Source organism: Cellulosilyticum lentocellum DSM 5427 (assembly GCF_000178835.2).
In the GTDB taxonomy this organism is placed as follows: domain Bacteria; phylum Bacillota; class Clostridia; order Lachnospirales; family Cellulosilyticaceae; genus Cellulosilyticum; species Cellulosilyticum lentocellum.
The window spans coordinates 2,332,465-2,355,501 of sequence record NC_015275.1; the positions used below are offsets into that span (position 1 = coordinate 2,332,465).

Here is a 23,037-nt window from a genome sequence, read left to right on the forward strand (position 1 = left end):
ATGAAATGGTTTCATAGCTTAAGATGGAAACTTTTATTTTTATTTTTCATTATTAGCTATATACCTCTTATGTTTTTCTCTTCTGTTATTTTAGACCGTATGGAGACTTACTATCTTACAGAAAGTGAAAAGGGATGGTTAGGAAAAGCTAATATGGTAGCTACTCAAGTTAAGGAAGGTAACTATTTAATAGATAATAGTAACTACAACTTATTTAAAACTTTAATTGCTAGTAAAAGTAGTGAAAATGGGGCTAGGATTTTAGTAGTAGATGCATCTGGATTTGTTATTATGGATTCTAGTGGGGCTGATACCAATAATACACTTATGAATGACACAGTTCTTTCAGCACTCAATAATCAGGAAAAGGCTCAGAAGATTGAAGGATTGCCGATTATGACAGCAGCAGTTCCTGTACTTGATAAGGATAAAAAAACTGTGGTGGGAGCTGTAGTATTAGTGACATCAATTAAAGATGTTTTTTTACCTATTCAAGATATGAAAAATCAAATTTACCTACTCTCTTTAGTGATTGCACTGATTGCGGGCCTGCTTAGCTTTGCTACTTCATCTGTTATCACTAAGCCTTTAAAAACGCTTATGAAATTCGTTCAAAAAATTACGAATGGACAATTGGATCAAAAGGTAAATGTTATTGGTAAAGACGAGATTGCAGAATTAGGTAATGCTTTTAATCATATGACAGATCAACTACAAAGAGTAGAGCAGTCTAGACAGGAATTTGTATCGAATGTTTCACATGAGCTCAAAACACCTCTTTCATCGATTAAAGTATTAACCGAATCTTTAATGTTTCAAGAAGATGTACCAGTAGAGATGTATAAAGAGTTTTTTGAGGACATTAACTCAGAAGTTGACAGACTGAATAATATTATTTCTGATTTGTTAACTTTGGTAAGACTAGATCAAAGAGAAATTCCACTTAATATTGCCAATGTAGACATTAATGAAATGACACAAAATATTTTAAAGAGATTAACGCCACTGGCAAAAAAGAAAGAGATCAAATTAATTTATGAAAGTCATAAAGATATTATTGCAGAAATTGATGAAGTGAAATTCACTTTAGCACTTACTAATTTAATTGAAAATGCCATTAAATATACACCAAGTGGTGGAGAAGTCGGGGTTGTGATTCAAAGTGATTTGCAGGATGCATTCATATCAGTTCAAGATACTGGTATAGGTATTGCTAAAGAAGAGCAATCTAGAATTTTTGAACGGTTTTATCGAACGGATAAAACACGTAATCGAGAAACAGGTGGAACAGGTTTAGGATTAGCTATTACTTATAAAACGGTTATTATGCATAATGGTTCCATTCAAGTTGAAAGTGAAGAAGGAAAAGGCTCAGTATTTAGTGTTCAATTCCCGCTGCGCCATGTATGGGAAGGAGGTACTAAATGAAAAAGCAACAAGGTAAAATCGGATTATTCTTATTGTTAGTGGTACTAATCAGTTTATCAGGCTGCACCAAGACGACAATTCAATCAGATGGTTCCCCACAAATTTATTATTTTGATACTACAAAAGGTGAGTTATTTAGTCAACCACTAGGAGCAGCCTTTCTAAGTTTAGGGACAGACCAAGAAAAAGTAGAGTATATTATTAATGAACTAGCTATGAATAAGAATATACAGGGAAATACACTTGTAGCAATTAATCCTATGCCCATCATAGGCGTTACTACAAATATCAATGACCGTATGGTTCAAATTAAATTTAGTAATGACTATAATAATTTAGCCACTCAGGAACGTATCGGCATACGAGCTGCTATTGTATATTCTTTGACACAATTAGATTTCATTGATAGTGTTGACTTTTATATTGAAGATAGCCCTTTAACAACTAGTACTGGAAAGGTTATAGGACCTATCTCACAAGCTAATATTAAACTTAATGTGTTAGAACCTAATCCTGCAACAACACCATATACTTTACCATTGTATTTCGTAAATGCAGAAGGTAAGTTAGTAAAAGAGGAAAGGGGTGTTCGCGTAAGTGATCCGACATCTGTAGAGAAATTGCTTATTGAAGAACTGATTAAAGGACCTAATTCTGAAGGATTATCAGCCTCTTTACCAAGTGATATGAAAGTGAATGATGCAACAACAACTAATGGTGTTTGTCAAATAGACTTATCCTTTGATTTAAAATCAAAGTTTTTTACTTCGCCAGAGGTGAAAGAAAGAATGATTTATGCAATTGTTAATTCACTTACGGAGATTCCTAAGCTCCGTACCGATATTCCTAAAATTAAAAAGGTAGCTTTTTTAGTAGATGGAAAAAGTGATATTGAGTTTACAAAAGAGATAGATTTAAGAGATACCTTTGAAAGAAATGAGGCTTATATTGGAGAATAAAAGTAAGTATTTAACTCGTCCAATTGCCCATATGACATTAGGTTTCATCATAGGTATTATAGGGGGAAACATGTTTCTAAATGAGAAATATGTTTCCTCTTTTTTTATACCAGGGTTACTTAGTGTTGGGGCATTTTACTATTTAAAATATCGCTATAAGGGTTTAATGATAATTTTGATAGGTAGCATAGCAGGAATTCTTTTATTGACTGTACATCCTCTTCGATTAGAATCCCATTACTTTGAACCAGGTAATAGGGTACAATTAGAAGGCGAAGTATATGAAGTGCAAAATACAGCTTACGGACAGTATATTTCTATAAAACATGTAACCTTATATAAAGAAAAGCATAAAGTACAGCTTCGGTCTTCATTACAACTCAGTGTTAATACTGTAAACACTATCACTCCTTATGATTGGGTAGAAGTTAGAGGAACGGTAGAAGCTATAGAAGGAGCGATGAATCCGAGTGATTTTAATGACATTACCTATCTTAAAACGAAAAACATAGTAGGCAGAATTAAGGTAGAAGAAATACTAACCCAAGATGTAAAAACGCCTTGGATAGAGAAGCTTCAAAACAAATTGAAAAGTAAGTTAGATGAATTATTCCAAGGGAAAGACCAGGGGATTATGAAAGCTTTACTTTTAGGAGATGATACGGCGCTAGAAGCAAGTACTGATAAAATCTACACAGATTCAGGAATTAGCCATGTCTTATGTATATCAGGATTTCATGTGAGCGTGATTGCAGGCTTTTTATTGCTTGTTATGGGACAATTAGGGATGAGCTATACCCTACGTTATTTAATAGTTCTTTTAGGCATATGGTTATATGCTTATTTGACAGGCTGGGGAGTATCTACGTTAAGAGCAACTTGGATGATGAGCTTTCTAGTAATAGGTCGTCTTATTTGGGAAGAAGAGGATGGATGGATCAATCTAGCCCTGGCTAGTTTATGTATTTTAATTGTACAACCTTATCAGTTGTTTGCTGTGGGATTTCAATTATCCTTTCTTGCAATGGTAGCCATCATAATAAGTCAAATAATCATTGAGCATTTGGAAGAGGAGAAAAAAATGAAACTTTGGCACAAATGGTTATTGCCATGGTTACCTATTCAGCTTATCTTGTCACTTCCATTAACCTATCATTTTTATCAAGTTCCCTTTTTAAGTAGCTTGCTTAATTTTATAGTTATTCCTCTATTTTCATTGATAATGATTGGTGGTTGGGGATGTTTATTGATGGGATTGTTTGATTGGCCCTTAGGATATTTGCTAGCATCTGTAATCAGTTTATTATTACAAGTTATAAGTTTTATGGTTCGTTTGGTGTTATCAGTTCCTTTAAGTACCATTTGTGTAGGTAGACCTAGTGGTATAGAACTCTTGCTTTATATAATAGTTATAGGTTTATTTCTTTATGGAGTATGGGGGATTGGCAATAAAATAAAATTATATGCCTGTAGTTGTTTATTAACTCTTTCTCTAATAGTAGGTATTAAAGTAATTCCAAAAGAATTGAATGTTGCTTTTTTGTATGTAGGTCAAGGAGATGGCTCTGTTATTATTACACCAAAAGGACAAGTGATTGTTATTGATGGCGGTAAGACTGGAAAAGGAGGTGTTATAGAACGTTATTTAAAATATAAAGGTAAGACCCAAATTGATATGATGATTTTATCTCATTCAGATGAGGATCATATAGGCGGGTTAATAGAACTTATATCAGGAACTATTGGTGTTAAGCAGGTTTGCATATCTAAAGCAGATGAATCTGAAAACTTAGTGCGATTTAAAGAACAATGTAGGAAAAAACAGATTCCTATACTAGCTATGGGGAGAGGAGATCAACTTATTTTAGGAGATTTAAAACTAACAGCATTAGCACCTAACTTTACAACTCCAAAAGAAATAGCTAATGATAATTCTCTTGTGTGTATGTTACAATATAAGGCTTTTTCAGCTTTATTTACAGGCGACAAATCTAAAGATTCCGAGTCATGGATTTATAGTCAGTTAAATCCTATTAGTATCTTGAAAATAAGTCATCACGGTTCAAGAACAGGTACCTCAAAAGAACTTCTTTTGAAAGTTAATCCTGTATATGCTATGATAAGTTGTGGCAGGCAGAATCGTTATGGACATCCTCATAAAGAGGTTACTGATTTATTAACTGAGAATCATATTACGTATAGCCAAACAAATGAAACAGGAGCTGTTTGGATTGAGACAAATGGCTATAAGATGAAAATAAACAAACAAAGAGAGGATTTAGAGCATGATGCAGGGATGTTATTTACTGCTAGGGGAAGATAGTTGGTCAAAAGGACAATATATTGAAAAGGTCAAGAAGGAAGTTATTGCAAGTGGCAATGAAATGATGAATTTTTATGAAGCACAAGATAAAGAAGTCATAGTAAGTCAAGTTCAAGATGCTGTAGATACCCTACCTTTTTTTGCTGAGCAAAAGCTTATTTTGCTCAAAGAAACTGGACTATTTAAAACGGGTAAAAAAGAAGAAACGGAAAAGTTTGAGACTTTAGTGGCTCATATACCAGATTATGTGGTTTTATTAATAGATGAAAAAGAAGTAGATAAAAGAAATAAGCTTTATAAAACCATAAAAGCAAAAGCACAAATTGTAGAATTTCATTTTCCTGGTGAGGAGGCTGTTTATCAATTTTTAAAAAATACTTGTAAAGAAAAACGACTTAGTAGTGATGAAATGACTCTTCGTTATTTTATACAAAAAATGCCACAAGATATGGCTTATCTATTGGGAGAATGGGAAAAACTTATCAGTTATGTTCAAGATGGGGTTATAACGAAAGAAGCTATTAATGAAATATGTATTTTCTCATTAGAAACACGTGTATTTGAAATGGTAAAAAAAATAGTAAACCATGAGGGCAATGAGGCACTCGAGATTTATAGCCGCATGATACAAAGTAAGGAATCCCCTATTGGTATCTTAGTGCTTATTGCAAGGCAGTTTCGCATGATGTACCAAGTTAAATATTTATTGGCTAATAGAAGTCCACTCAAAGAAATCTCTGCTGAAACAAAACTTCCCTTTTTTGTGGTGAAAGAAATGAGTGAGCAGGTACAACACTACCAGTTTAAACAGCTAGAAGATATTTTAGAAGCATGTTTAAATACTGATGAAGCCATTAAAACAGGTAAGATGGAAAGTAGTAAATGTGTAGAGATGCTTATTATGAATTGTTTAAACGGATAAAATAAAAAGACCTCGAAAGAGGTCTTTTTATTTTTGCATCTTATTAAGCAAGTGTATTTACTAAACGTGTTAAAGAAGATTTTTTACGAGCAGCAGCGTTTTTGTGGAAGATTCCTTTTGCTGTTGCTTTATCAATTGCTTTAACTGCATTTACTAAAGCTACTTTTGCTGCAGCTTGATCATTAGCTTCTACTGCAAATCTAACTTTTTTGATTTGAGTTTTAACTGCTGATTTAATTGCACGGTTACGTGCAGTTTTTGTTGCGATAACTAAGATACGTTTTTTTGCTGATTTAATATTTGCCATTTGATGGCACCTCCATTCATATTCTTGGACACGGTTTGGGGAACTATGAACGGTTTTAACAGGACTCATTATAGTATAAATACCGGACAAAGTCAATGTATACCCATAAAAATAATGGTCAAACTACCTAATGTACGTAAGATACTTGCTATTAAACATTATAATCAATCTTTTAAACAGAGTAAAGGCAAGGCCGAAAAAAAGGAAGTGAATTTATGGATGGATATGAAAAAGTAGGAAATTTCTCGCCAAGAACAGATTTGGCAATTGAAATTAGTAATGCCCTTAAGTTAGATAGGGATGATTCTTATGAAATACCTGGGGTAGAAGTTAAACAAAAAGCCTTGGAAGAAGGAGCCTTAGCTGTAACAAAGGTACGTATATTAAATACAGAAGGCGAAAAAAATATGGGGAAACCTATAGGGGATTATATTACTATTGAATCAAATGGCTTAAAGCAAAATAATCCAGAGCTTCATGAAAAAATAATTAGTGTGCTGGCAGAAGCTATTAAATCCCTTTTGCCAGAAAAAAAACAAGACCCATTAAATATATTAGTTATTGGATTAGGTAATCGTTTTGCTACGCCTGATACATTAGGTCCCAAAGTAGCTAATCAAGTATTTGTAACCAGACACATGGCACTTAAAGAACCAGAGCTTCTAGATGAAGGTGTATGTTATTTAAGTAGTTTTGCACCTAGTGTTATGGGACTAACTGGTATTGAAACAGCAGAAGTTATACGTGGTGTAGCAGACAATGTTAAACCGGATTGTATTATTGCCATTGATGCTTTAGCTGCTAGAAGTGCAACACGCATTAATACGACGATTCAGATTACAAACACAGGTATTTCTCCTGGTGCAGGAGTAGGTAATAAGCGTAAGGAACTTAATGAAGCTACTATTGGATGCAAAGTAATTGCTGTAGGTGTACCTACTGTAGTAGATACAGTGACTTTAGTTTCCGATGCTTTAAATGATCTTATTTCGCATATGCTAAAGCAAGCTGAACATTCACCTTTTTATGATGTATTAAAAGACTTAACAGCAGAGGAACATTATCAATTAATAAAAGAAAGTATTTATCCTGAAATAAGTGATTTATTTGTGACACCAAAAGAAATAGATGAGGTGATGGAATATTTATCAAGCATTGTAGCTAATGGTATTAACCTAGCAGTTCATCCTGGCATGACATTAAAAGATATTAATAAATATACTTATTAGTCATAAAATAATATACAAGCCTATACAATAATAAAGAATGGTGTAGGGGGGATATATGTGTTAAAACTTGAAAAGATTATAAAGCACTATGAGATTAATTTTCGACTAAACGGCTATAAAAAAATGATTCTTTATATAGGTATTATTAGTTCATTGATGATTAATATATATAGCTTGCAGCTTAAAGGATATCCAGTCGGAGAGCTTTTTTTTTCTGAGGCATTACCTAAATCTTCTTCAACATATAAAACCATATTCTTTAAACAATATGGCTATTTATTTTCTGGTGTTATAATTGGAGAACCTTTAAGTTTGCTTGCTAATGCTATTCCTTATATAGAAGAAAATGAAGGATTTAAAGCCTCTTACAATGAAATAGTGGGTTATTTCACACCCGATGATTTGAAAAATCAAAAAATATCACAAACTAATGAGCAAGTAAAAGAAACACAAAATGATAGAACTTCTCAAGTACAGGAGAAAGTTTCAATTGAAGCTCTTAAAGATCCACAATATGTATTTAATCGTTATATGACTGCTTCAGCAGAAATGGAATTTGGAGTAGATATGATAAAGGAATGGGACTTTTCTAAGCTTGCTCAGCAACCTATACGTTTAAATGAATCTATAAAAGGACCTCAAGTTCTTATTTTCCATACACATTCTAGAGAAGATTATATGGGTGGACTAACTGTTATAGAGGTGGCAGAGGCATTAAAAAAAGAATTAGAAGATGAATATGATATTTCTGTATTACATATAGAGGACTCTTTTTATGAGGAAAGTAATAAAGGAAAGTTTCCTACAGGTGGAGAATATGAACGAATGGAGGCAAAGATTAAGCAAGTAATCGAAGAAAACCTTTCTATATCTGTAGCCATTGATTTACACCGTGATGGGGTAGATGACAAAGTCCATTTAGTGACAGATATTAATGGTAAACAAACAGCTAAGGTGATGTTGGTAGCCCCTCTATGTCGCAATCGTAATGTGTCAGGCCAAGTTGTAAATAAAGTGGATTTACCCAATCCATATCTAGGTGATAATTTAGCTTTTGCCCTTCAAACACTTTTAACTGCCAATGAATATTATCCAGGTTTTTCGAGAAAAATTTTCTGTGATGAATGGCGTTATAGTACTCATATGAAACCTCAGTCTCTTTTAATGGAATGGGGGGCACAAACTAATACAGGAGAAGAAGCTCTTAATGCTGTGGAACCTATGGCACAAATTTTAGCTAAAGTTCTAGGAAAAAGCTAATGAAACAAAAAGATTGATACAAAAAGAAGGGCTATGCTATAATGAAACGAAAAGAATAGACAAAAGAAATAAGGAGGGGCAAAATGTCTCTTTCAAAACAATCGAAAATAAGAAATTTCTCTATCATTGCCCATATTGATCATGGTAAGAGTACACTTGCGGACCGTATTATTCAAATGACGGGTACACTTACAGCACGCGAAATGCAAGAACAAGTTCTAGACAATATGGATTTAGAAAGAGAACGTGGGATTACCATTAAATCACAAGCGGTAAGGTTGGTATATAAAGCAAAAGATGGGGAAGAGTATGTATTTAATTTAATTGATACTCCAGGCCACGTTGATTTTAACTATGAGGTATCTAGAAGCCTGGCAGCTTGTGAAGGTGCTGTGTTAGTTGTAGATGCAGCACAGGGTATTGAAGCACAAACACTTGCTAATGTTTATTTAGCCTTAGAGCATGATTTAGAAATTATGCCGGTTATTAATAAAATCGATTTACCAAGTGCTGACCCAGAGCGTGTCAAAGAAGAAATAGAAGACATTATTGGGTTAGATGCTAGTCATGCACCACTCATTTCAGCTAAGACAGGACTTAATGTGGAAGATGTATTAGAACAAATAGTGACTCATATCCCAGCACCAACAGGTGATATGGATGCACCACTTAAAGCGTTAATTTTTGACTCATTATATGATCCTTATAAAGGAGTCATTGTATTTTGCAGAATTAAAGAAGGAACACTTAAGCAAGGTATGCGTGTACGTATGATGGCTTCCAAGACTGAATTTGATGTGGTAGAAGTAGGAACTTTTGGTGCCGGACAATTTAGGCCAAGTGAAGAAGGCTTAATTCCAGGAGAAGTAGGTTACTTTACAGCAAGTATTAAAAATGTAAAAGATACGCATGTAGGAGATACAGTAACAGATGCCACTAATCCAGCTGATGCTCCTTTACCTGGTTATAAAAAAGCTAATCCAATGGTGTACTGTGGTCTTTACCCAGCAGATGGTGCAAAATATGGCGACCTTCGTGATAGCTTAGAAAAGCTTCAGCTTAATGACGCAGCCCTTGTATTTGAACCTGAGACCTCTATTGCTTTAGGCTTTGGATTTAGATGTGGTTTCTTGGGACTACTTCATATGGAAATTATCCAAGAACGTTTAGAACGTGAATACAATTTAGACCTTGTAACAACAGCACCAAATGTTATTTATAAAGTACATCAGACTAATGGAGAGGTCATTGAACTCTCTAATCCAGCTAATCTACCAGATCCATCTTACATTAAATATATGGAAGAACCAATGGTTAATGCTAAAATTATTGTACCAACAGAATATGTGGGAGCTGTTATGGAACTTTGCCAAGAGCGAAGGGGAATCTACTTCGGAATGGAATATTTAGAGGCCACACGTGCGGTGCTCAATTACGATTTGCCTCTTAATGAGATTATTTATGATTTCTTTGATGCGCTTAAATCAAGAACAAGAGGTTATGCTTCTTTTGACTATGAAATGAAAGGTTACCAAGAATCTAAATTAGTTAAATTAGATATCTTAGTTAACAAAGAAATTGTAGATGCTCTTTCTTTAATTGTTCACGAAACAAATGCAGTTCATAAAGGAAGAAAAATCGTTGAGAAGCTCAAGAAAGAAATTCCAAAACACTTATTTGAAATTCCAATTCAAGCAGCTATCGGTAATAAAGTCATTGCTAGAGAAACAATCAGTGCTATGCGTAAGGACGTTCTTGCAAAATGCTATGGTGGTGATATTTCACGTAAGCGTAAATTATTAGAAAAACAAAAAGAAGGTAAAAAACGTATGCGTCAAGTAGGTAACGTAGAAGTACCACAAGAGGCCTTCATGAGCGTACTTAAATTAGATGAATAGAGGAATAGATTATGCCAATTGGTCTTTATATCCATATTCCTTTTTGTGCATCTAAGTGCTATTATTGTGATTTCCTATCTTTTAAAAGACATGAAAAGCAAGAAGCTTACGTGGATGCACTGATTCAGGAAATGGAACAAACTAAAAAAGATCTAGTAAGTGGCACAACTATAAAGTCCATTTTCATAGGTGGTGGTACTCCAACAGTACTACCACCCCTTTTATTGGACAAATTATTAAAAGCTGTTGTGTCATGTTTTAATATAGAACCTGATGCTGAATGGACCATTGAAGCTAATCCAGGGACAATAGATATAGAGAAGCTTCAGGTTCTAAGAAAGTATCCTATTACTAGAATAAGCTTAGGTTTACAGTCTACTCATGATGACTTACTAAGAAAAATCGGAAGAATTCATACCTTTAAGGATTGGGAAGAAAGTATAGGGCTTATTAAGCAACATACTTCATGGGAAATTAATACAGACTTAATGTTTGCACTTCCAGGACAAACAGAAGAGGCCTTTCTTGAGACTTTAAATACAGTTACGGCTTATGATATAGACCACTTATCTGTTTACGCGCTGATTATAGAAGAAGGCACAACTTTTTATAAGCTTTATGAAGAAGGCAAATTAGAAGTAGCATCGGATGAGTTGGATCGCCGAATGTATCATACAGCGCAACGTTATTTAAATGATAAGGGCTATATTCAATATGAAATTTCAAATTGGTCAAAGCCAGATAAGAGTTGTAAGCATAATGCAATCTATTGGCAATTAGAACCGTATATAGGAATAGGCCTGGGAGCACATTCATTGATGAATCATGCTAGATATTATAATGAAACAAATATGGAAGCGTATTTATCGGCAGCAGGTAATCTTTCTTTACTAAGGAAAGAAGAAGAGAAACTTACTAAAGAAATGGCAATGCAAGAATACATGTTTTTGGGGCTTCGTTTACTTCAAGGCATTGATACATTAGCATTTGAGAAACGTTTTGGAGAAAGTGTGTGGCAAGTTTATAACGAACAATTAACCAAATGGATAAAATATAATGTACTTGTAAAAGATAAAGAAAGAATCTATTTATCACCTTATGGTTTAGATGTTTGTAATGAGGTTTTTGCTTCTTTTTTATAAATACAAAATTCTTTAGATAGGATATTGACAACTGAAAATTTTAGTGATATCTTTATTTTATAGTTAGCACTCGTTAATGGTGAGTGCTAACAACAAGAAGGAAGTGATAGGATGGATATAGACGGACGTAAGCTGAAAATACTTGAAGCAATCATTCGTGATTATATAGAAACAGGAGATCCTGTTGGTTCTAGAACTATTTCTAAGAAGTACGATTTAGGCGTTAGTTCTGCTACCATTCGTAATGAAATGGCAGACCTAGAAGAACTCGGTCTCATTGTGCAGCCACACACTTCTGCTGGAAGAATTCCTTCTGATAAAGGATATCGCCTTTATGTAGATGGTATGATGCAACGTACACACATTGAACCAGAAATAGAAGAAATCATTTTAAAGATGATTAAGGATAGAGTTAATCGTATTGATACACTAGTGGAAGAAACTGCTAAGCTTATTGCAATGCTCACTAATTGTGCAACCATTGCTAGTACACCTTCTATTACTCAGGTACGTATTAAGCACCTTCAACTTGTTCCAATAGATGAGCACTCTGTAGCATGTGTGATTGTGACAGATACGAATAGTGTGAAAAATCACATTATCCCTACACCTAAAGCTATTGATTTTAATATATGTAATGCTTTAACACACATTTTAAATGAAAGCATAAAAGGAAGCACACTGAGTCAAATTAGCTTAGATAAAATACGAGTATCTATTGAAGAAAAAATGAAGGAATACGGTACCATTGCAGGAAGTGTATTAGAGGCTATTGATAAAACCTTGCATCAAGAAGATATGCCAGATATTTATATACGTGGTGCCAATAATATTCTTGACTTTGAGGAATTCAATAACAAAGAAAAAGCAAGAGAATTATTTAAAGTATTGGAAGAAAAGCCATATTTATTACAAGTGTTAGATCATACACCACCTAACACCATTACAATCCGTATTGGAGAAGAAAATATACTAACTCCAATGAAAGATTGTAGTGTTGTAACAACAAGTTACAGTATAGGGGAACATACCATTGGTAACATAGGTATTATTGGTCCAACACGTATGGATTATGGTCAAGTCGTTTCAGTACTTGAATACGTCTCTCATCATATAACGAATATGTTAAGAGAAATGAACGACTCTTAACGTGAAAGGGTGAAATCATGGAGGAAAATAAAAAAGTTGATGAAGTACTAGAGGCTGATCAAGTGTCAGAAGTAGAAGAAAGTACATCTGCTGAAGTAGAAGATCCTAAAGAGACTGAAGCTGAGGTTGTAGAAGAAACGCCTGAAGAAACAAAAGAAGAATCAGATAAATCAGCAGAATATCTTGAACGCTTACAACGTTTAATGGCGGAGTTTGATAACTACAGAAAACGTAGTGAAAAAGAAAAATCTGATAGCTATGATTTTGCAGTAAGTAATACAGTAGCTGAGTTATTACCTGTTATTGACAACTTTGAACGTGCCCTTCAAGTAGAAAGTGAAGATAAAAACTTCTATACAGGGGTGGAAATGATTTATAAACAGTTAATGAGTATGCTTGAAAAGTTGCATGTAACATCAATTGAAGCAGAAGGCAAAGAATTTGACCCAAATCTTCACAATGCGATTATGCACATAGATGATGAAGCTTATGGAGAAAATATCATTGTTAAAGAACTTCAAAAAGGTTATTTATATAAAGAAAAAGTGATTAGACATAGTTTAGTCCAAGTAGCAAATTAATATTAGTTTAGTAGGAGGAAAATAATCATGGGTAAAATTATAGGAATTGACTTAGGAACAACAAACTCTTGTGTATCTGTTATGGAAGGTGGAAAACCAGTTGTCATCGTTAATGCTGATGGTAATAGAACAACACCATCTGTTGTTGGTTTTAGTAAAACTGGTGAAAGACTTGTAGGGGATGTGGCAAAGCGTCAAGCTGTTACAAATCATGAGAGAACAGTAATCTCTATTAAGCGTCACATGGGAACAGACTACAAAGTAAATATTGATGACAAAAAATTCTCACCACAAGAAATCTCAGCAATCATTCTTCAAAAATTAAAAGCTGATGCAGAAGCTCACCTTGGTGAAAGTGTAACAGAAGCAGTCATTACTGTACCAGCTTACTTCACAGATAGCCAAAGACAAGCAACTAAAGATGCTGGACGTATCGCAGGTCTTGATGTAAAACGTATTATTAATGAACCAACAGCTGCTGCTTTAGCTTATGGTCTTGATAATGAACATGAACAAAAAATCATGGTATACGACCTTGGTGGTGGTACATTCGACGTATCTGTTATTGATATCGGTGATGGTGTCATTGAAGTACTTGCAACAAGCGGTGATAATAACCTTGGTGGAGATGATTTTGACCAAAAAGTAATTGATTATTTAGTATCAGAATTCAAAAAACAAGAAGGCATTGACCTTTCAGCAGATAAAGTAGCAATGCAACGTTTAAAAGAAGCTGCTGAAACAGCTAAAAAAGAACTTTCACAAAAAACAAGTGCCAATGTACTTATTCCATTTATCTGCAGTGAAGGAAAGAGTTTAGATGTAACCATTACACGTGCTAAATTCGACGAATTAACACAAGATTTAGTAGAAAGAACAATGGGACCAGTTAGAACAGCACTTAGCGATGCAGGTCTTAATGCTTCAGAACTTGATAAAGTATTATTAGTTGGTGGTTCTACACGTATTCCAGCTGTTCAAGATGCTGTAAAACGTATTACAGGAAAAGACCCATTCAAAGGTATTAACCCAGATGAATGTGTTGCTGTAGGAGCAGCTATTCAAGGCGGTAAACTTTCTGGTGAAGCTGGTTCAGGAGATATTCTTCTTCTTGACGTAACACCTCTTTCACTTGGTATTGAAACAATGGGTGGTGTAGCTACAACAGTTATTCCTAGAAATACAACTATCCCAACTAAGAAATCACAAGTATTCTCAACAGCAGCAGATAATCAACCAGCCGTTGATATTCATGTAGTTCAAGGTGAAAGACCAATGGCTAATGACAATAAAACGCTTGGTAACTTTAAATTAGATGGTATTATGCCAGCTCCACGTGGGGTACCACAAATTGAAGTAACATTTGATATTGATGCTAATGGTATTGTTAAAGTATCTGCCAAAGACCTTGGAACAGGTAAAGAACAACACATTACAATCACGGCTAGCACAAATCTTAGTGATGATGAAATTGAAAAAGCTGTTAAAGAAGCAGAACAATTTGCAGCTGAAGATAAAAAACGTAAAGAAGCTATCGATGTTAAAAATGAAGCAGACAGTATGGTATTCCAAACAGAAAAAATGCTTAAAGACATGGAAGATAAATTAGAAGCTGATGATAAAGCTAAAGTGGATGCAGCACTTACAAAATTAAAAGAACTTAATGAAAAAGCTGTTATCGGTGCTATGACTGATGAACAAGTTGCTGAACTTAAAGCAGCTAAAGAAGAGTTAACAACAGTATTCTATGGAATCTCTGAAAAATTATATAGTCAAGCAGCACCAGATATGGGCGCTCAAGATCCAAATGCAGCAGCTGGTGGCAGTGCAAAAGATGACGATGTCATTGACGCTGATTTCAAAGAAGAATAAGATAGAGTATGAAACGGTCAAAGAGTACGTCTCTTTGACTGTTTCTGTGTTCACTTATAAGGACAAATAAATGAGATAATAAATTTGAGTAGTGGTGGTGAAAAGCGTGGATAAAAGAGATTATTATGAAGTCCTCGGCATAAATAAATCGGCTCAGGACGCAGAAATAAAAAAAGCTTATCGTAAATTAGCAAAAAAATATCATCCAGATGCTAATCCGGATAATAAAGAAGCAGAAGCTAAGTTTAAAGAAATAACAGAAGCTTATGAGGTTTTAAGTGATTCTGATAAAAAAGCAGCTTATGATCGCTATGGTCATGCAGCCTTTGAACAAGGTGCTGGAGGTGCTGGTGCAGGAGGCTTCGGTGGTTTTGGCGGTTTTGGTGGCTTTGATGGTGATATTGATCTTGGGGACATTTTAAATGGTATGTTTGGTGGTGGCTTTGGTGGTACTGGTAGTCGTAGACGTCCAAGAGGACCAAGACCAGGTGCTGATATTAGACAGACCATTCAAATTAGTTTTGAGGAAGCAGCTTTTGGATGTGAAAAAGAGCTTTCTATTAATACTTCGGAAATATGTGGTACATGTAATGGCACTAAAGCTAAACCTGGAACATCTACATCTACATGTACAAAATGTGGTGGTACAGGACGTGTTGTAGTGACACAACGTACGATTATGGGTATGATGCAAACAGAACAGGTTTGTGATGTTTGCCAAGGCGAAGGTAAAGTCATTAAAGAAAAATGTACGACTTGTCATGGGCATGGTAAAGTAAGAACCGTTAAAAAAGTAACTGTATCTATTCCAGCAGGTATTGACCATGGTCAGACGTTACGTGTATCTGGCAAGGGTGAAGTGGGAGATCCAGGAGCACCAGCAGGTGACTTACTTGTAACAGTTTCAGTCAAATCACATCAAGTATTTGAACGTCATGGCCAAGATGTTTATATGCGTATGCCAATTAGCTTTACTCAAGCAGCTTTAGGAGCAGAGCTTTCTATTCCAACTTTAGATGGTAATGTGAAATTTACCATTCAACCAGGTACACAAACTTCTTCTAAATTTAGACTACAAGGCAAAGGTATACCAAGCTTACGTAATAGCAAACAGCGTGGTGACCAATATGTAGAAGTTTATATTGTAGTACCAAAGAATCTGACTGAAAAGCAAAAAAGCATCCTAAGAGAATTTGAACCGGAAGCAGGCGAGCAGGCAGAAGAATCTAAAAAAGGTTGGCAACACATTTTTAAAAAAATAAATAATGTAAAGATAAGAAGTAAAAGCAAAAGGCTATACACTTGGATAATCTTCAAAGGTATAGCCTTTTATTCTTATGCATAAGGAAAGGACGGCTAAGCTTCTTTAGAAGTGTGTTCTATTTCCTGTTTTGAAAAAGATTCATGTGATTTGAGATAGTCTCTTATAGCATAAAGGACATCTCGTAATGGCCAGCAAATCAAATAAATAATAGCAATATACATGATAAGTTGCAAAATAACTTGTCCATAAATAAAAACATAATTAATGAAGTTACCATTAGTCATAAAAACACCTCCTTTATGTTAATGTTACAAATAATAAGGCGAATCATACATCCAATTTATGTGGAAAATAGTATGAAGGAGGGTAAAAATGGACATAGCTTGAATTATAAAATACTTTCACTTATAATATGAACTATTACAGATAGATGGAGATGAAATAATGAATTGGTTAGAAGTAACTATAGATACATCCAAACAAGGATTAGAAACAATAACAGGTATATTATTACAACTGGGCGTTACGGGATTTGTGATTCAAGATCCTGATGATTTTGATGAATTTTTAACTTATCAAGGTAAAACTTGGGATTACATGGATGAAGATGTAGAAAAACTTAAAGATTGTCCGACTAATATCAAATTCTATTTAGCAGAGAATATGCAAGGACAAGAAACTTTTAAGGAAATTAAAAAGACGTTAGAACGTATGAAAGATTCATCTGAAGGAGCAGACTACGGCTCATTAGAAATGAGTCTAGGTAACGTTAACGAAGAAGACTGGGCAAATAATTGGAAAAAGTATTTTAAACCTTTTGAAGTAGGGGAGAAATTTGTTATTAAACCTACTTGGGAAAGTTATAATGAAAATACAAACCGAATGATTTTAGAAATAGATCCTAATTCATCTTTTGGAACCGGTCAACATTATACGACTCAACTTTGTATTGAACAATTAGAACAAATCATTAAGCCAGATGCCAAAGTACTTGATATGGGATGCGGCAGTGGTATTTTATCGATTGCAACACTTTTATTAGGTGCACAACATGTAACAGCAGTAGATATTGATCAAAATTCAGTCGATATTGCAAAAGATAATTTTATACAAAATGGTATGAAACAAGGCCAATTCGCACTTCATTGTGGCAATGTTATAGCAGATGAAGCATTAGTTAAGATCATTGGACAAGGTTGTTATGACGTAGTAGTAGCCAATATTGTGGCAGACGTCATTATTGGCATGAAGGAACTTTTAAAGGACTTCCTCAAACCAGGAGGAACACTCATTGCTTCAGGTATTATTGGTGATCGCAGTGAGGAAGTGAAAGAACATTTGAAGAGTGTCGGATTTACGGTAAAACATATGACAGAGAAAAATGATTGGGTAGCCATTATGGCTGATTTTTAAACGAGAAGGGTGAATTATGGCGAAATTTTTTGTAAATTCAGAAGATGTGTTTGAAAATGAAATCCACATAAAAGGAACGGATGTTAATCATATTAAAAATGTCTTACGTCTACCTGTAGGCAAAGAAATTTTAATTAACAATAGACAAGGCAAGGACTATAAGTGTATAATAAAGTTAATTGATACAGATTTAGTAACGGCTGATATTATAGGTGAACTAGAAGAGACAACAGAACCTGCTGTACAAACCGTTTTATTTCAATCTCTCATAAAAGGGGAAAAGATGGAGTTTGTGATTCAAAAAGCAATTGAAATTGGTGTGACAGTCATTATTCCTATCATAACAGAACGTTGTATTGTAAAACTTGAATCGGATAAAAAAACAAAAAGTAAGTGTGAACGTTGGCAAAAAATAGCAGAAAGTGCAGCAAAACAAAGCAAAAGAGGTATTGTGCCAGAAGTTTTGTGGCCGATGACATTTAAAGAAGCACTTACCTATGCTAAACAACAATTAGAGGTGTCTTGTATTCCTTTTGAGAATGAACATGCCTATCATATTAAGACTTATTTAAAAAACTGTAAAGCCAAATCAATAGGTATATTCATTGGACCAGAAGGAGGCTTTACAGATGAAGAAGTACTTTTAGCAAGTACTTTTCAAATAAGTCCGATCACATTAGGTAAGCGTATTTTAAGAAGTGAGACAGCTGGACTTGTAACTTTAGCCAACATCATGTATGAGATGGGAGAGATTTAGCAATGGAAGATGTAAGGTTTTTAGTTGTTGATGATGCAATATTTATGAGAACTGTCCTTAAAAAAATGTTAACAGATGCTAACTTTACTGTTGTTGGAGAGGCAGGGAATGGACTTCAAGCTATTGAAATGGCACAGCAGCTTCAACCAGACATTGTAACCTTAGATATCACTATGCCTGAGATGGATGGTATACAAGCAATAGATAGAATTTTAGAAGTAAGTCCAAACACCAAGATTATTATGTGTTCAGCTATGGGACAGCATTCAAAAGTAGTGGAAGCAATAAAAAAAGGTGCAAAAGACTTTATTGTCAAACCCTTTGAAAAAACACGTGTATTACAAGCAATTTATAATGTAATGAACAGATAAAATGGGGGGATACCCTCATTTTTTATGTGGCGAAACGGGAGATTAAAAATGAAACGAGAGATTTATCTAGATAATGCTGCTACTACAAAACCTCTAGAATGTGTAGCAGAAGTTGTTAAAGAAACCATGTTAGCGTATTATGGTAATCCATCTTCTTTGCATAAAAAGGGGATGGAAGCAGAAAATATACTTAAAGAAGCAAGTCAATTTTTTGCAAAGGTACTGGGCTGCGTACCAGAGGAAATTCTATATACTTCAGGTGGAACAGAAAGTAATAATATGGCCATTATAGGTGCTAGCCTAGCTTACAGAAGACAAGGCAAAAAAATTATTACAACTACTATAGAACATCCATCTGTAAGTGAAGTATTTAAATATCTAGAAACCCAAGGTTTCGAAATAGTAATTATTGGTGTTAATGCAGAAGGTTATGTGGATTTAAAAGCTTTAGAAAATGCGGTTGATGAGGAAACTATTTTAGTGAGTATCATGCATGTGAATAATGAAATAGGAACGATTCAACCCATTACTGAAATAGGAAAAGTAGTTAAATCCAAAAATCCTGACACACTTTTTCATGTAGATGCGGTGCAATCTTTTGGTAAACTACCAATACATGTCAAGAAATCAAAAATAGATTTTTTATCTATGAGTGCTCATAAATTTTATGGGCCACGTGGTATTGGTTTATTGTATAAAAGCAAGCAAGCAAAAATGAAGCAGCTCTTTTGGGGTGGTGGCCAACAGAAGAATTTCAGATCAGGGACAGAAAATATTCCAGGTGTAGCTGGTACCTTAAGTGCAGCTAAGTATGTATTTAAAGAACAAGAAGCTATTTTAAGCCATATGGCTAATTGTAAAGCAACATTGGCAAATGGTTTACTAAATCATTTACCAGACATATGGATTAATGGTCCAGGGTTAGCTGAAGGAGCACCTTATATTTTAAATATTGGTTTTAAGGATGTGCGTGCTGAAGTGCTTTTACATGCATTAGAACAAGAAGGAATTTTTGTTTCATCAGGTTCTGCATGTAGTAGTCATAAAAAAGTTAAAGATGGTGTCTTAGTAGCTATTGGTCTTCCTAATGACTGCTTAGATAATGCTATTCGTTTTTCTTTTGCACATGATACATCTCTAGAAGATATAAATGAAGTAATAGAGATTATTCAATCACAAGTTACGCTATTAAGAAGATATACACCAGGAGGAAGAAAAAAGTGAAAAATGTATTTTTAATTAAATACGGCGAACTCGCTATAAAAGGTAAAAATAGACACTTATTTGAAAACAAGCTTGTTGCTAACATCAAAAAAAATCTTAAAACAATAGGAGAATTTGTTGTTTCTAAAGAGCAAGGACGTATCATGGTAGAACCTGTTGATGATGCACAAATAGAAGTAGAACAAGTACTTGATCGTTTAAGCCGTATATTTGGTATTATCGGTATTGCGTATGGGCTAAAGGAAGAGGAGGTTTCTTTTGAAGCTATTAAACATCTTGCTTTAATGCAAATGCAACAAGAATGTGCAGACGGTCCAATTACTTTTAAAGTAGAAACAAAACGTGCTGATAAGCGTTTTCCTATGAATTCTATGGAAATAAGCGCTGAGATAGGTGGTTATTTATTAGATAAGCTAGGTGACAAAGCGAAAGTAGATGTACGTCATCCAGACGTAACTTTAATGGTTGAGCTTAGAAATCACACTTATGTTTATGCTAAGACACACAAAGGTGCCGGTGGAATGCCATATGGTACCAATGGTAAAGCAACCTTATTACTTTCGGGTGGTATTGATAGCCCGGTAGCTGGTTGGATGATTGCTAAACGTGGGGTAGAAGTAGATGCTGTTTACTTCCATGCACCACCTTATACAAGTGATCGTGCTAAAGAAAAAGTAGTGGACCTAGCTAAAAAGGTGGCTATTTATACAGGAAATATGAAACTTCATATTATTAATTTTACAGATATTCAACTTAAAATATATGAAAGATGTCCACATGAACAATTAACACTTATTATGAGACGTATCATGATGTATATTACAGAAGCTATTGCTAAGAAAAATGGAAGTATGGGACTTATTACAGGTGAAAGTATTGGACAAGTAGCAAGCCAAACGATGCAGAGTTTAGTTGTAACAGATGATGCAGCAACTATGCCTGTTTTTCGTCCACTTATAGGTTTTGATAAGGAAGAAATCGTTCAAATTGCAAAAAAAATAGATACATTTGAAACGTCTATTTTACCTTATGAAGATTGTTGTACAATTTTTGTGGCAAAGCATCCTGAAACAAAGCCAAAATTAGAGTATATTGAGCGTTCAGAAGCTTTATTAGATGATATTATTGAAGAAATGATGGCTAAAGCCATAGAGGAAATGGAAATTATTCATTGTTAGATAAAATAAAAAGTCCATTTTATTAAAATGGACTTTTTATCATATTTAGTTTGGTTCAGTTATAAAAGGTTTAAGTGCTGTGATTAAATCATCTGCACAACTATCATTATATATGTCAAGTCTTAATGCTTTACTGAGATCTAAACTAAAAATACCCATAATAGATTTAGCATCAATAATATAACGACCAGAAGAGAGATCGAAATCGCTATCATAAGCATTAATGAGATTGACAAATTGTTTAACTTTTTCAATTGAATTAAGAGAAATATACACAGATTTCATAATTACCCCCATAAGTTGTAGAATAAGTAGCTTGATTTCTATTTCTTAAGCTACTTGTATCATATATTTTGGAACAAAGAATGTCAATAAAAAGAGGTGAGAATTTGAGAAAAGTAGCGTTCTATACATTAGGTTGTAAAGTAAATCAATATGACACAGAAGCCGTGCTAGAAAAATTCAAAGAGCAAGGCTATGAAGTTGTAGATTTTAACGAATACGCAGATGTCTATGTGGTCAACACTTGTACAGTTACTCATTTAAGTGATAGAAAATGTAGACAAATGTTAAGGAAGACAAAGAAAATTAACTCAGACAGTATTTTAGTAGCTATGGGATGCTATGCTCAGATTGCTGCGGATAAAATAAAAGACCAGGTAGAAGAAATAGATATTATTGTTGGAACCAATAAACGAAATGAAATCGTAGATTTGGTAGACAACTTTGAAAAGGAAAAAAGACAAACCATTAATACGGTTTCAAATATTATGGATGTAGGTGAATTTGAAGAACTTCACATTTCAGATATGGGAGAACGTACGCGTGTTTATGTTAAAGTTCAAGAAGGCTGTAATAATTATTGTAGTTATTGTATTATTCCTTATACACGTGGTAAAATAAGAAGTAGAAAAGAAGAGCAGGTTGTTGAAGAAGTAACCAAGCTAGTCGGACTTGGCTTTAAAGAAATTATTTTGACAGGAATACATGTGCTTGCTTATGGGAAAGATTTAGGTAATACTGATTTAATTCAACTACTAAAGCGTGTACATGAAATAGAAGGTGTTGAACGTATCCGAATGAGTTCTATTGAACCTGTAGCTATTACAGATGAGTTTATCTATGCATTAAAGGAAATGCCAAAGGTTTGCCATCATTTCCATTTATCTCTTCAAAGCGGTAGCGAAACGATTTTAAAACGTATGAATCGCAAATACACAGCAGTAGAATATAAAGCTAGTGTAGAGAGATTACGTACTCTTTGGCCAGATGTAGCTATTACAACAGATGTTATTGTTGGCTTCCCGGGAGAAACTGAAGAGGAATTTTTAGAAACAGTTGAATTTGTAAAAGATGTTCATCTTGCACAAATTCATATTTTCCCATTTTCACCTAGAGAAGGAACGCCAGCTGCTAAAATGAGAGCACAAGTGGCACCCGAAATAAAAGAGCATAGAGCTAAGGTTTTATCAGAAGTAGAAAAAACATTACGCCTAGCATATATGGAACAGTTTATTGACAAAGAACTAGAGGTGTTATTTGAAAAACATCATGAAAATGAAGTAACGGGTTATACAAGTAATTATTTAAAAGTTCAAGTATTAGGAAATGAAACCATTGAAAACACTATCCAAAAGGTAAGAATTGATGCTATTAAGGATGAACATTTATTGGTAGGACATGTCATAACTAGATAAAAATAATATTTTTTATTTTTATCTATAGTTTTGTTACAAATTATGGTATACTTTAGTTATACA

At 34.2% G+C, this 23,037-nt stretch carries 21 protein-coding genes; 18 read left to right on the forward strand and 3 right to left on the reverse strand.

Annotation, left to right across the window (positions count from 1 at the left end; genetic code table 11):
• Genes CLOLE_RS10680 through holA form a run of 4 tightly spaced genes read left to right on the forward strand, consistent with a single transcriptional unit; the run spans window position 1 to window position 5,632 of the window.
• Window positions 1–1,428, forward strand: coding sequence for a sensor histidine kinase (locus tag CLOLE_RS10680; protein WP_013657126.1), 1,428 nt, complete (start codon window positions 1–3; stop codon window positions 1,426–1,428).
• Window positions 1,425–2,387 (forward strand): GerMN domain-containing protein, encoded by a 963-nt coding sequence (locus tag CLOLE_RS10685; protein WP_013657127.1) that lies wholly within the window; start codon window positions 1,425–1,427, stop codon window positions 2,385–2,387. Before CLOLE_RS10680 ends, CLOLE_RS10685 begins: the two co-directional genes overlap by 4 nt.
• Window positions 2,377–4,710, forward strand: a complete 2,334-nt coding sequence (locus CLOLE_RS10690) for a DNA internalization-related competence protein ComEC/Rec2 (protein WP_013657128.1) — start codon at window positions 2,377–2,379, stop codon at window positions 4,708–4,710. Before CLOLE_RS10685 ends, CLOLE_RS10690 begins: the two co-directional genes overlap by 11 nt.
• Window positions 4,673–5,632, forward strand: coding sequence for a DNA polymerase III subunit delta (gene holA, locus CLOLE_RS10695; RefSeq protein WP_013657129.1), 960 nt, complete (start codon window positions 4,673–4,675; stop codon window positions 5,630–5,632). Before CLOLE_RS10690 ends, holA begins: the two co-directional genes overlap by 38 nt.
• 43 nt (window positions 5,633–5,675) lie before the next feature.
• Here holA and rpsT read toward each other — a convergent pair whose 3' ends face one another.
• Window positions 5,676–5,939: a 30S ribosomal protein S20 gene (rpsT, locus tag CLOLE_RS10700; RefSeq protein WP_013657130.1), complete on the reverse strand. Its 264-nt coding sequence runs from the start codon at window positions 5,937–5,939 to the stop codon at window positions 5,676–5,678.
• 215 nt (window positions 5,940–6,154) lie between these two features.
• Here rpsT and gpr point away from each other — a divergent pair, with 215 nt between their 5' ends.
• From gpr to dnaJ, 8 genes are all read left to right on the forward strand, one after another.
• Window positions 6,155–7,168, forward strand: a complete 1,014-nt coding sequence (gpr, locus tag CLOLE_RS10710) for a GPR endopeptidase (protein WP_013657131.1) — start codon at window positions 6,155–6,157, stop codon at window positions 7,166–7,168.
• 57 nt (window positions 7,169–7,225) lie between these two features.
• Window positions 7,226–8,428, forward strand: coding sequence for a stage II sporulation protein P (locus CLOLE_RS21855; protein WP_013657132.1), 1,203 nt, complete (start codon window positions 7,226–7,228; stop codon window positions 8,426–8,428).
• Window positions 8,429–8,511: 83 nt separating this feature from the next.
• The gene (gene lepA, locus CLOLE_RS10720; protein WP_013657133.1) at window positions 8,512–10,326 is read left to right on the forward strand and encodes a translation elongation factor 4; all 1,815 of its coding nucleotides are present in this window, start codon (window positions 8,512–8,514) and stop codon (window positions 10,324–10,326) included.
• An 11-nt stretch (window positions 10,327–10,337) separates the two neighbouring features.
• Entirely contained in the window at window positions 10,338–11,468 is a 1,131-nt protein-coding gene (gene hemW, locus CLOLE_RS10725; RefSeq protein ID WP_013657134.1) for a radical SAM family heme chaperone HemW, read from the forward strand.
• Window positions 11,469–11,579: 111 nt separating this feature from the next.
• The gene (hrcA, locus tag CLOLE_RS10730) at window positions 11,580–12,617 is read left to right on the forward strand and encodes a heat-inducible transcriptional repressor HrcA (RefSeq protein ID WP_013657135.1); all 1,038 of its coding nucleotides are present in this window, start codon (window positions 11,580–11,582) and stop codon (window positions 12,615–12,617) included.
• Between the two features lie 17 nt (window positions 12,618–12,634).
• Complete coding sequence (gene grpE / locus CLOLE_RS10735; RefSeq protein ID WP_013657136.1) at window positions 12,635–13,198, forward strand: nucleotide exchange factor GrpE; 564 nt, start codon at window positions 12,635–12,637, stop codon at window positions 13,196–13,198.
• Window positions 13,199–13,225: 27 nt separating this feature from the next.
• Entirely contained in the window at window positions 13,226–15,070 is a 1,845-nt protein-coding gene (dnaK, locus tag CLOLE_RS10740; RefSeq protein WP_013657137.1) for a molecular chaperone DnaK, read from the forward strand.
• 106 nt (window positions 15,071–15,176) lie between these two features.
• Complete coding sequence (gene dnaJ / locus CLOLE_RS10745; RefSeq protein ID WP_013657138.1) at window positions 15,177–16,415, forward strand: molecular chaperone DnaJ; 1,239 nt, start codon at window positions 15,177–15,179, stop codon at window positions 16,413–16,415.
• Between the two features lie 11 nt (window positions 16,416–16,426).
• Here dnaJ and CLOLE_RS10750 read toward each other — a convergent pair whose 3' ends face one another.
• Entirely contained in the window at window positions 16,427–16,618 is a 192-nt protein-coding gene (locus CLOLE_RS10750) for a hypothetical protein (RefSeq protein WP_013657139.1), read from the reverse strand.
• Window positions 16,619–16,778: 160 nt separating this feature from the next.
• Here CLOLE_RS10750 and prmA point away from each other — a divergent pair, with 160 nt between their 5' ends.
• From prmA to thiI, 5 genes are read left to right on the forward strand one after another with little or no spacing between them, the layout of a single operon-like run.
• Complete coding sequence (gene prmA, locus CLOLE_RS10755) at window positions 16,779–17,747, forward strand: 50S ribosomal protein L11 methyltransferase (RefSeq protein ID WP_013657140.1); 969 nt, start codon at window positions 16,779–16,781, stop codon at window positions 17,745–17,747.
• 16 nt (window positions 17,748–17,763) lie between these two features.
• The gene (locus CLOLE_RS10760) at window positions 17,764–18,504 is read left to right on the forward strand and encodes an RsmE family RNA methyltransferase (RefSeq protein ID WP_013657141.1); all 741 of its coding nucleotides are present in this window, start codon (window positions 17,764–17,766) and stop codon (window positions 18,502–18,504) included.
• A gap of 2 nt (window positions 18,505–18,506) precedes the next feature.
• Window positions 18,507–18,875 carry a response regulator gene (locus CLOLE_RS10765; RefSeq protein ID WP_013657142.1) on the forward strand — a complete coding sequence of 123 codons (369 nt, stop codon included), beginning with the start codon at window positions 18,507–18,509 and terminating at the stop codon, window positions 18,873–18,875.
• A 48-nt stretch (window positions 18,876–18,923) separates the two neighbouring features.
• Window positions 18,924–20,099 (forward strand): cysteine desulfurase family protein, encoded by a 1,176-nt coding sequence (locus CLOLE_RS10770; protein WP_013657143.1) that lies wholly within the window; start codon window positions 18,924–18,926, stop codon window positions 20,097–20,099.
• Window positions 20,096–21,277 (forward strand): tRNA uracil 4-sulfurtransferase ThiI, encoded by a 1,182-nt coding sequence (gene thiI, locus CLOLE_RS10775; protein WP_013657144.1) that lies wholly within the window; start codon window positions 20,096–20,098, stop codon window positions 21,275–21,277. Before CLOLE_RS10770 ends, thiI begins: the two co-directional genes overlap by 4 nt.
• A 45-nt stretch (window positions 21,278–21,322) precedes the next feature.
• Here thiI and CLOLE_RS10780 read toward each other — a convergent pair whose 3' ends face one another.
• Window positions 21,323–21,562, reverse strand: a complete 240-nt coding sequence (locus CLOLE_RS10780) for an HPr family phosphocarrier protein (RefSeq protein WP_013657145.1) — start codon at window positions 21,560–21,562, stop codon at window positions 21,323–21,325.
• A 104-nt stretch (window positions 21,563–21,666) separates the two neighbouring features.
• Between CLOLE_RS10780 and mtaB the strand changes: the two genes are divergently transcribed.
• A complete protein-coding gene (mtaB, locus tag CLOLE_RS10785) occupies window positions 21,667–22,974 on the forward strand; it encodes a tRNA (N(6)-L-threonylcarbamoyladenosine(37)-C(2))-methylthiotransferase MtaB (RefSeq protein WP_013657146.1) in 1,308 nt (435 codons plus the stop codon).
• The last annotated feature ends 63 nt before the right edge of the window (window positions 22,975–23,037 follow it).

Coding starts and splice junctions, on each gene's coding strand:
- CLOLE_RS10760 (WP_013657141.1), top strand. CDS start 17,764: ATGGCGAAATTTTTTGTAAATTCAGAAGATGTGTTTGAAAATGAAATC.
- hrcA (WP_013657135.1), top strand. CDS start 11,580: ATGGATATAGACGGACGTAAGCTGAAAATACTTGAAGCAATCATTCGT.
- CLOLE_RS10750 (WP_013657139.1), bottom strand. CDS start 16,618: ATGACTAATGGTAACTTCATTAATTATGTTTTTATTTATGGACAAGTT.
- lepA (WP_013657133.1), top strand. CDS start 8,512: ATGTCTCTTTCAAAACAATCGAAAATAAGAAATTTCTCTATCATTGCC.
- CLOLE_RS10780 (WP_013657145.1), bottom strand. CDS start 21,562: ATGAAATCTGTGTATATTTCTCTTAATTCAATTGAAAAAGTTAAACAA.
- CLOLE_RS10680 (WP_013657126.1), top strand. CDS start 1: ATGAAATGGTTTCATAGCTTAAGATGGAAACTTTTATTTTTATTTTTC.
- gpr (WP_013657131.1), top strand. CDS start 6,155: ATGGATGGATATGAAAAAGTAGGAAATTTCTCGCCAAGAACAGATTTG.
- CLOLE_RS10685 (WP_013657127.1), top strand. CDS start 1,425: ATGAAAAAGCAACAAGGTAAAATCGGATTATTCTTATTGTTAGTGGTA.
- hemW (WP_013657134.1), top strand. CDS start 10,338: ATGCCAATTGGTCTTTATATCCATATTCCTTTTTGTGCATCTAAGTGC.
- CLOLE_RS10765 (WP_013657142.1), top strand. CDS start 18,507: ATGGAAGATGTAAGGTTTTTAGTTGTTGATGATGCAATATTTATGAGA.
- holA (WP_013657129.1), top strand. CDS start 4,673: ATGATGCAGGGATGTTATTTACTGCTAGGGGAAGATAGTTGGTCAAAA.
- rpsT (WP_013657130.1), bottom strand. CDS start 5,939: ATGGCAAATATTAAATCAGCAAAAAAACGTATCTTAGTTATCGCAACA.
- dnaK (WP_013657137.1), top strand. CDS start 13,226: ATGGGTAAAATTATAGGAATTGACTTAGGAACAACAAACTCTTGTGTA.
- prmA (WP_013657140.1), top strand. CDS start 16,779: ATGAATTGGTTAGAAGTAACTATAGATACATCCAAACAAGGATTAGAA.
- CLOLE_RS10770 (WP_013657143.1), top strand. CDS start 18,924: ATGAAACGAGAGATTTATCTAGATAATGCTGCTACTACAAAACCTCTA.
- grpE (WP_013657136.1), top strand. CDS start 12,635: ATGGAGGAAAATAAAAAAGTTGATGAAGTACTAGAGGCTGATCAAGTG.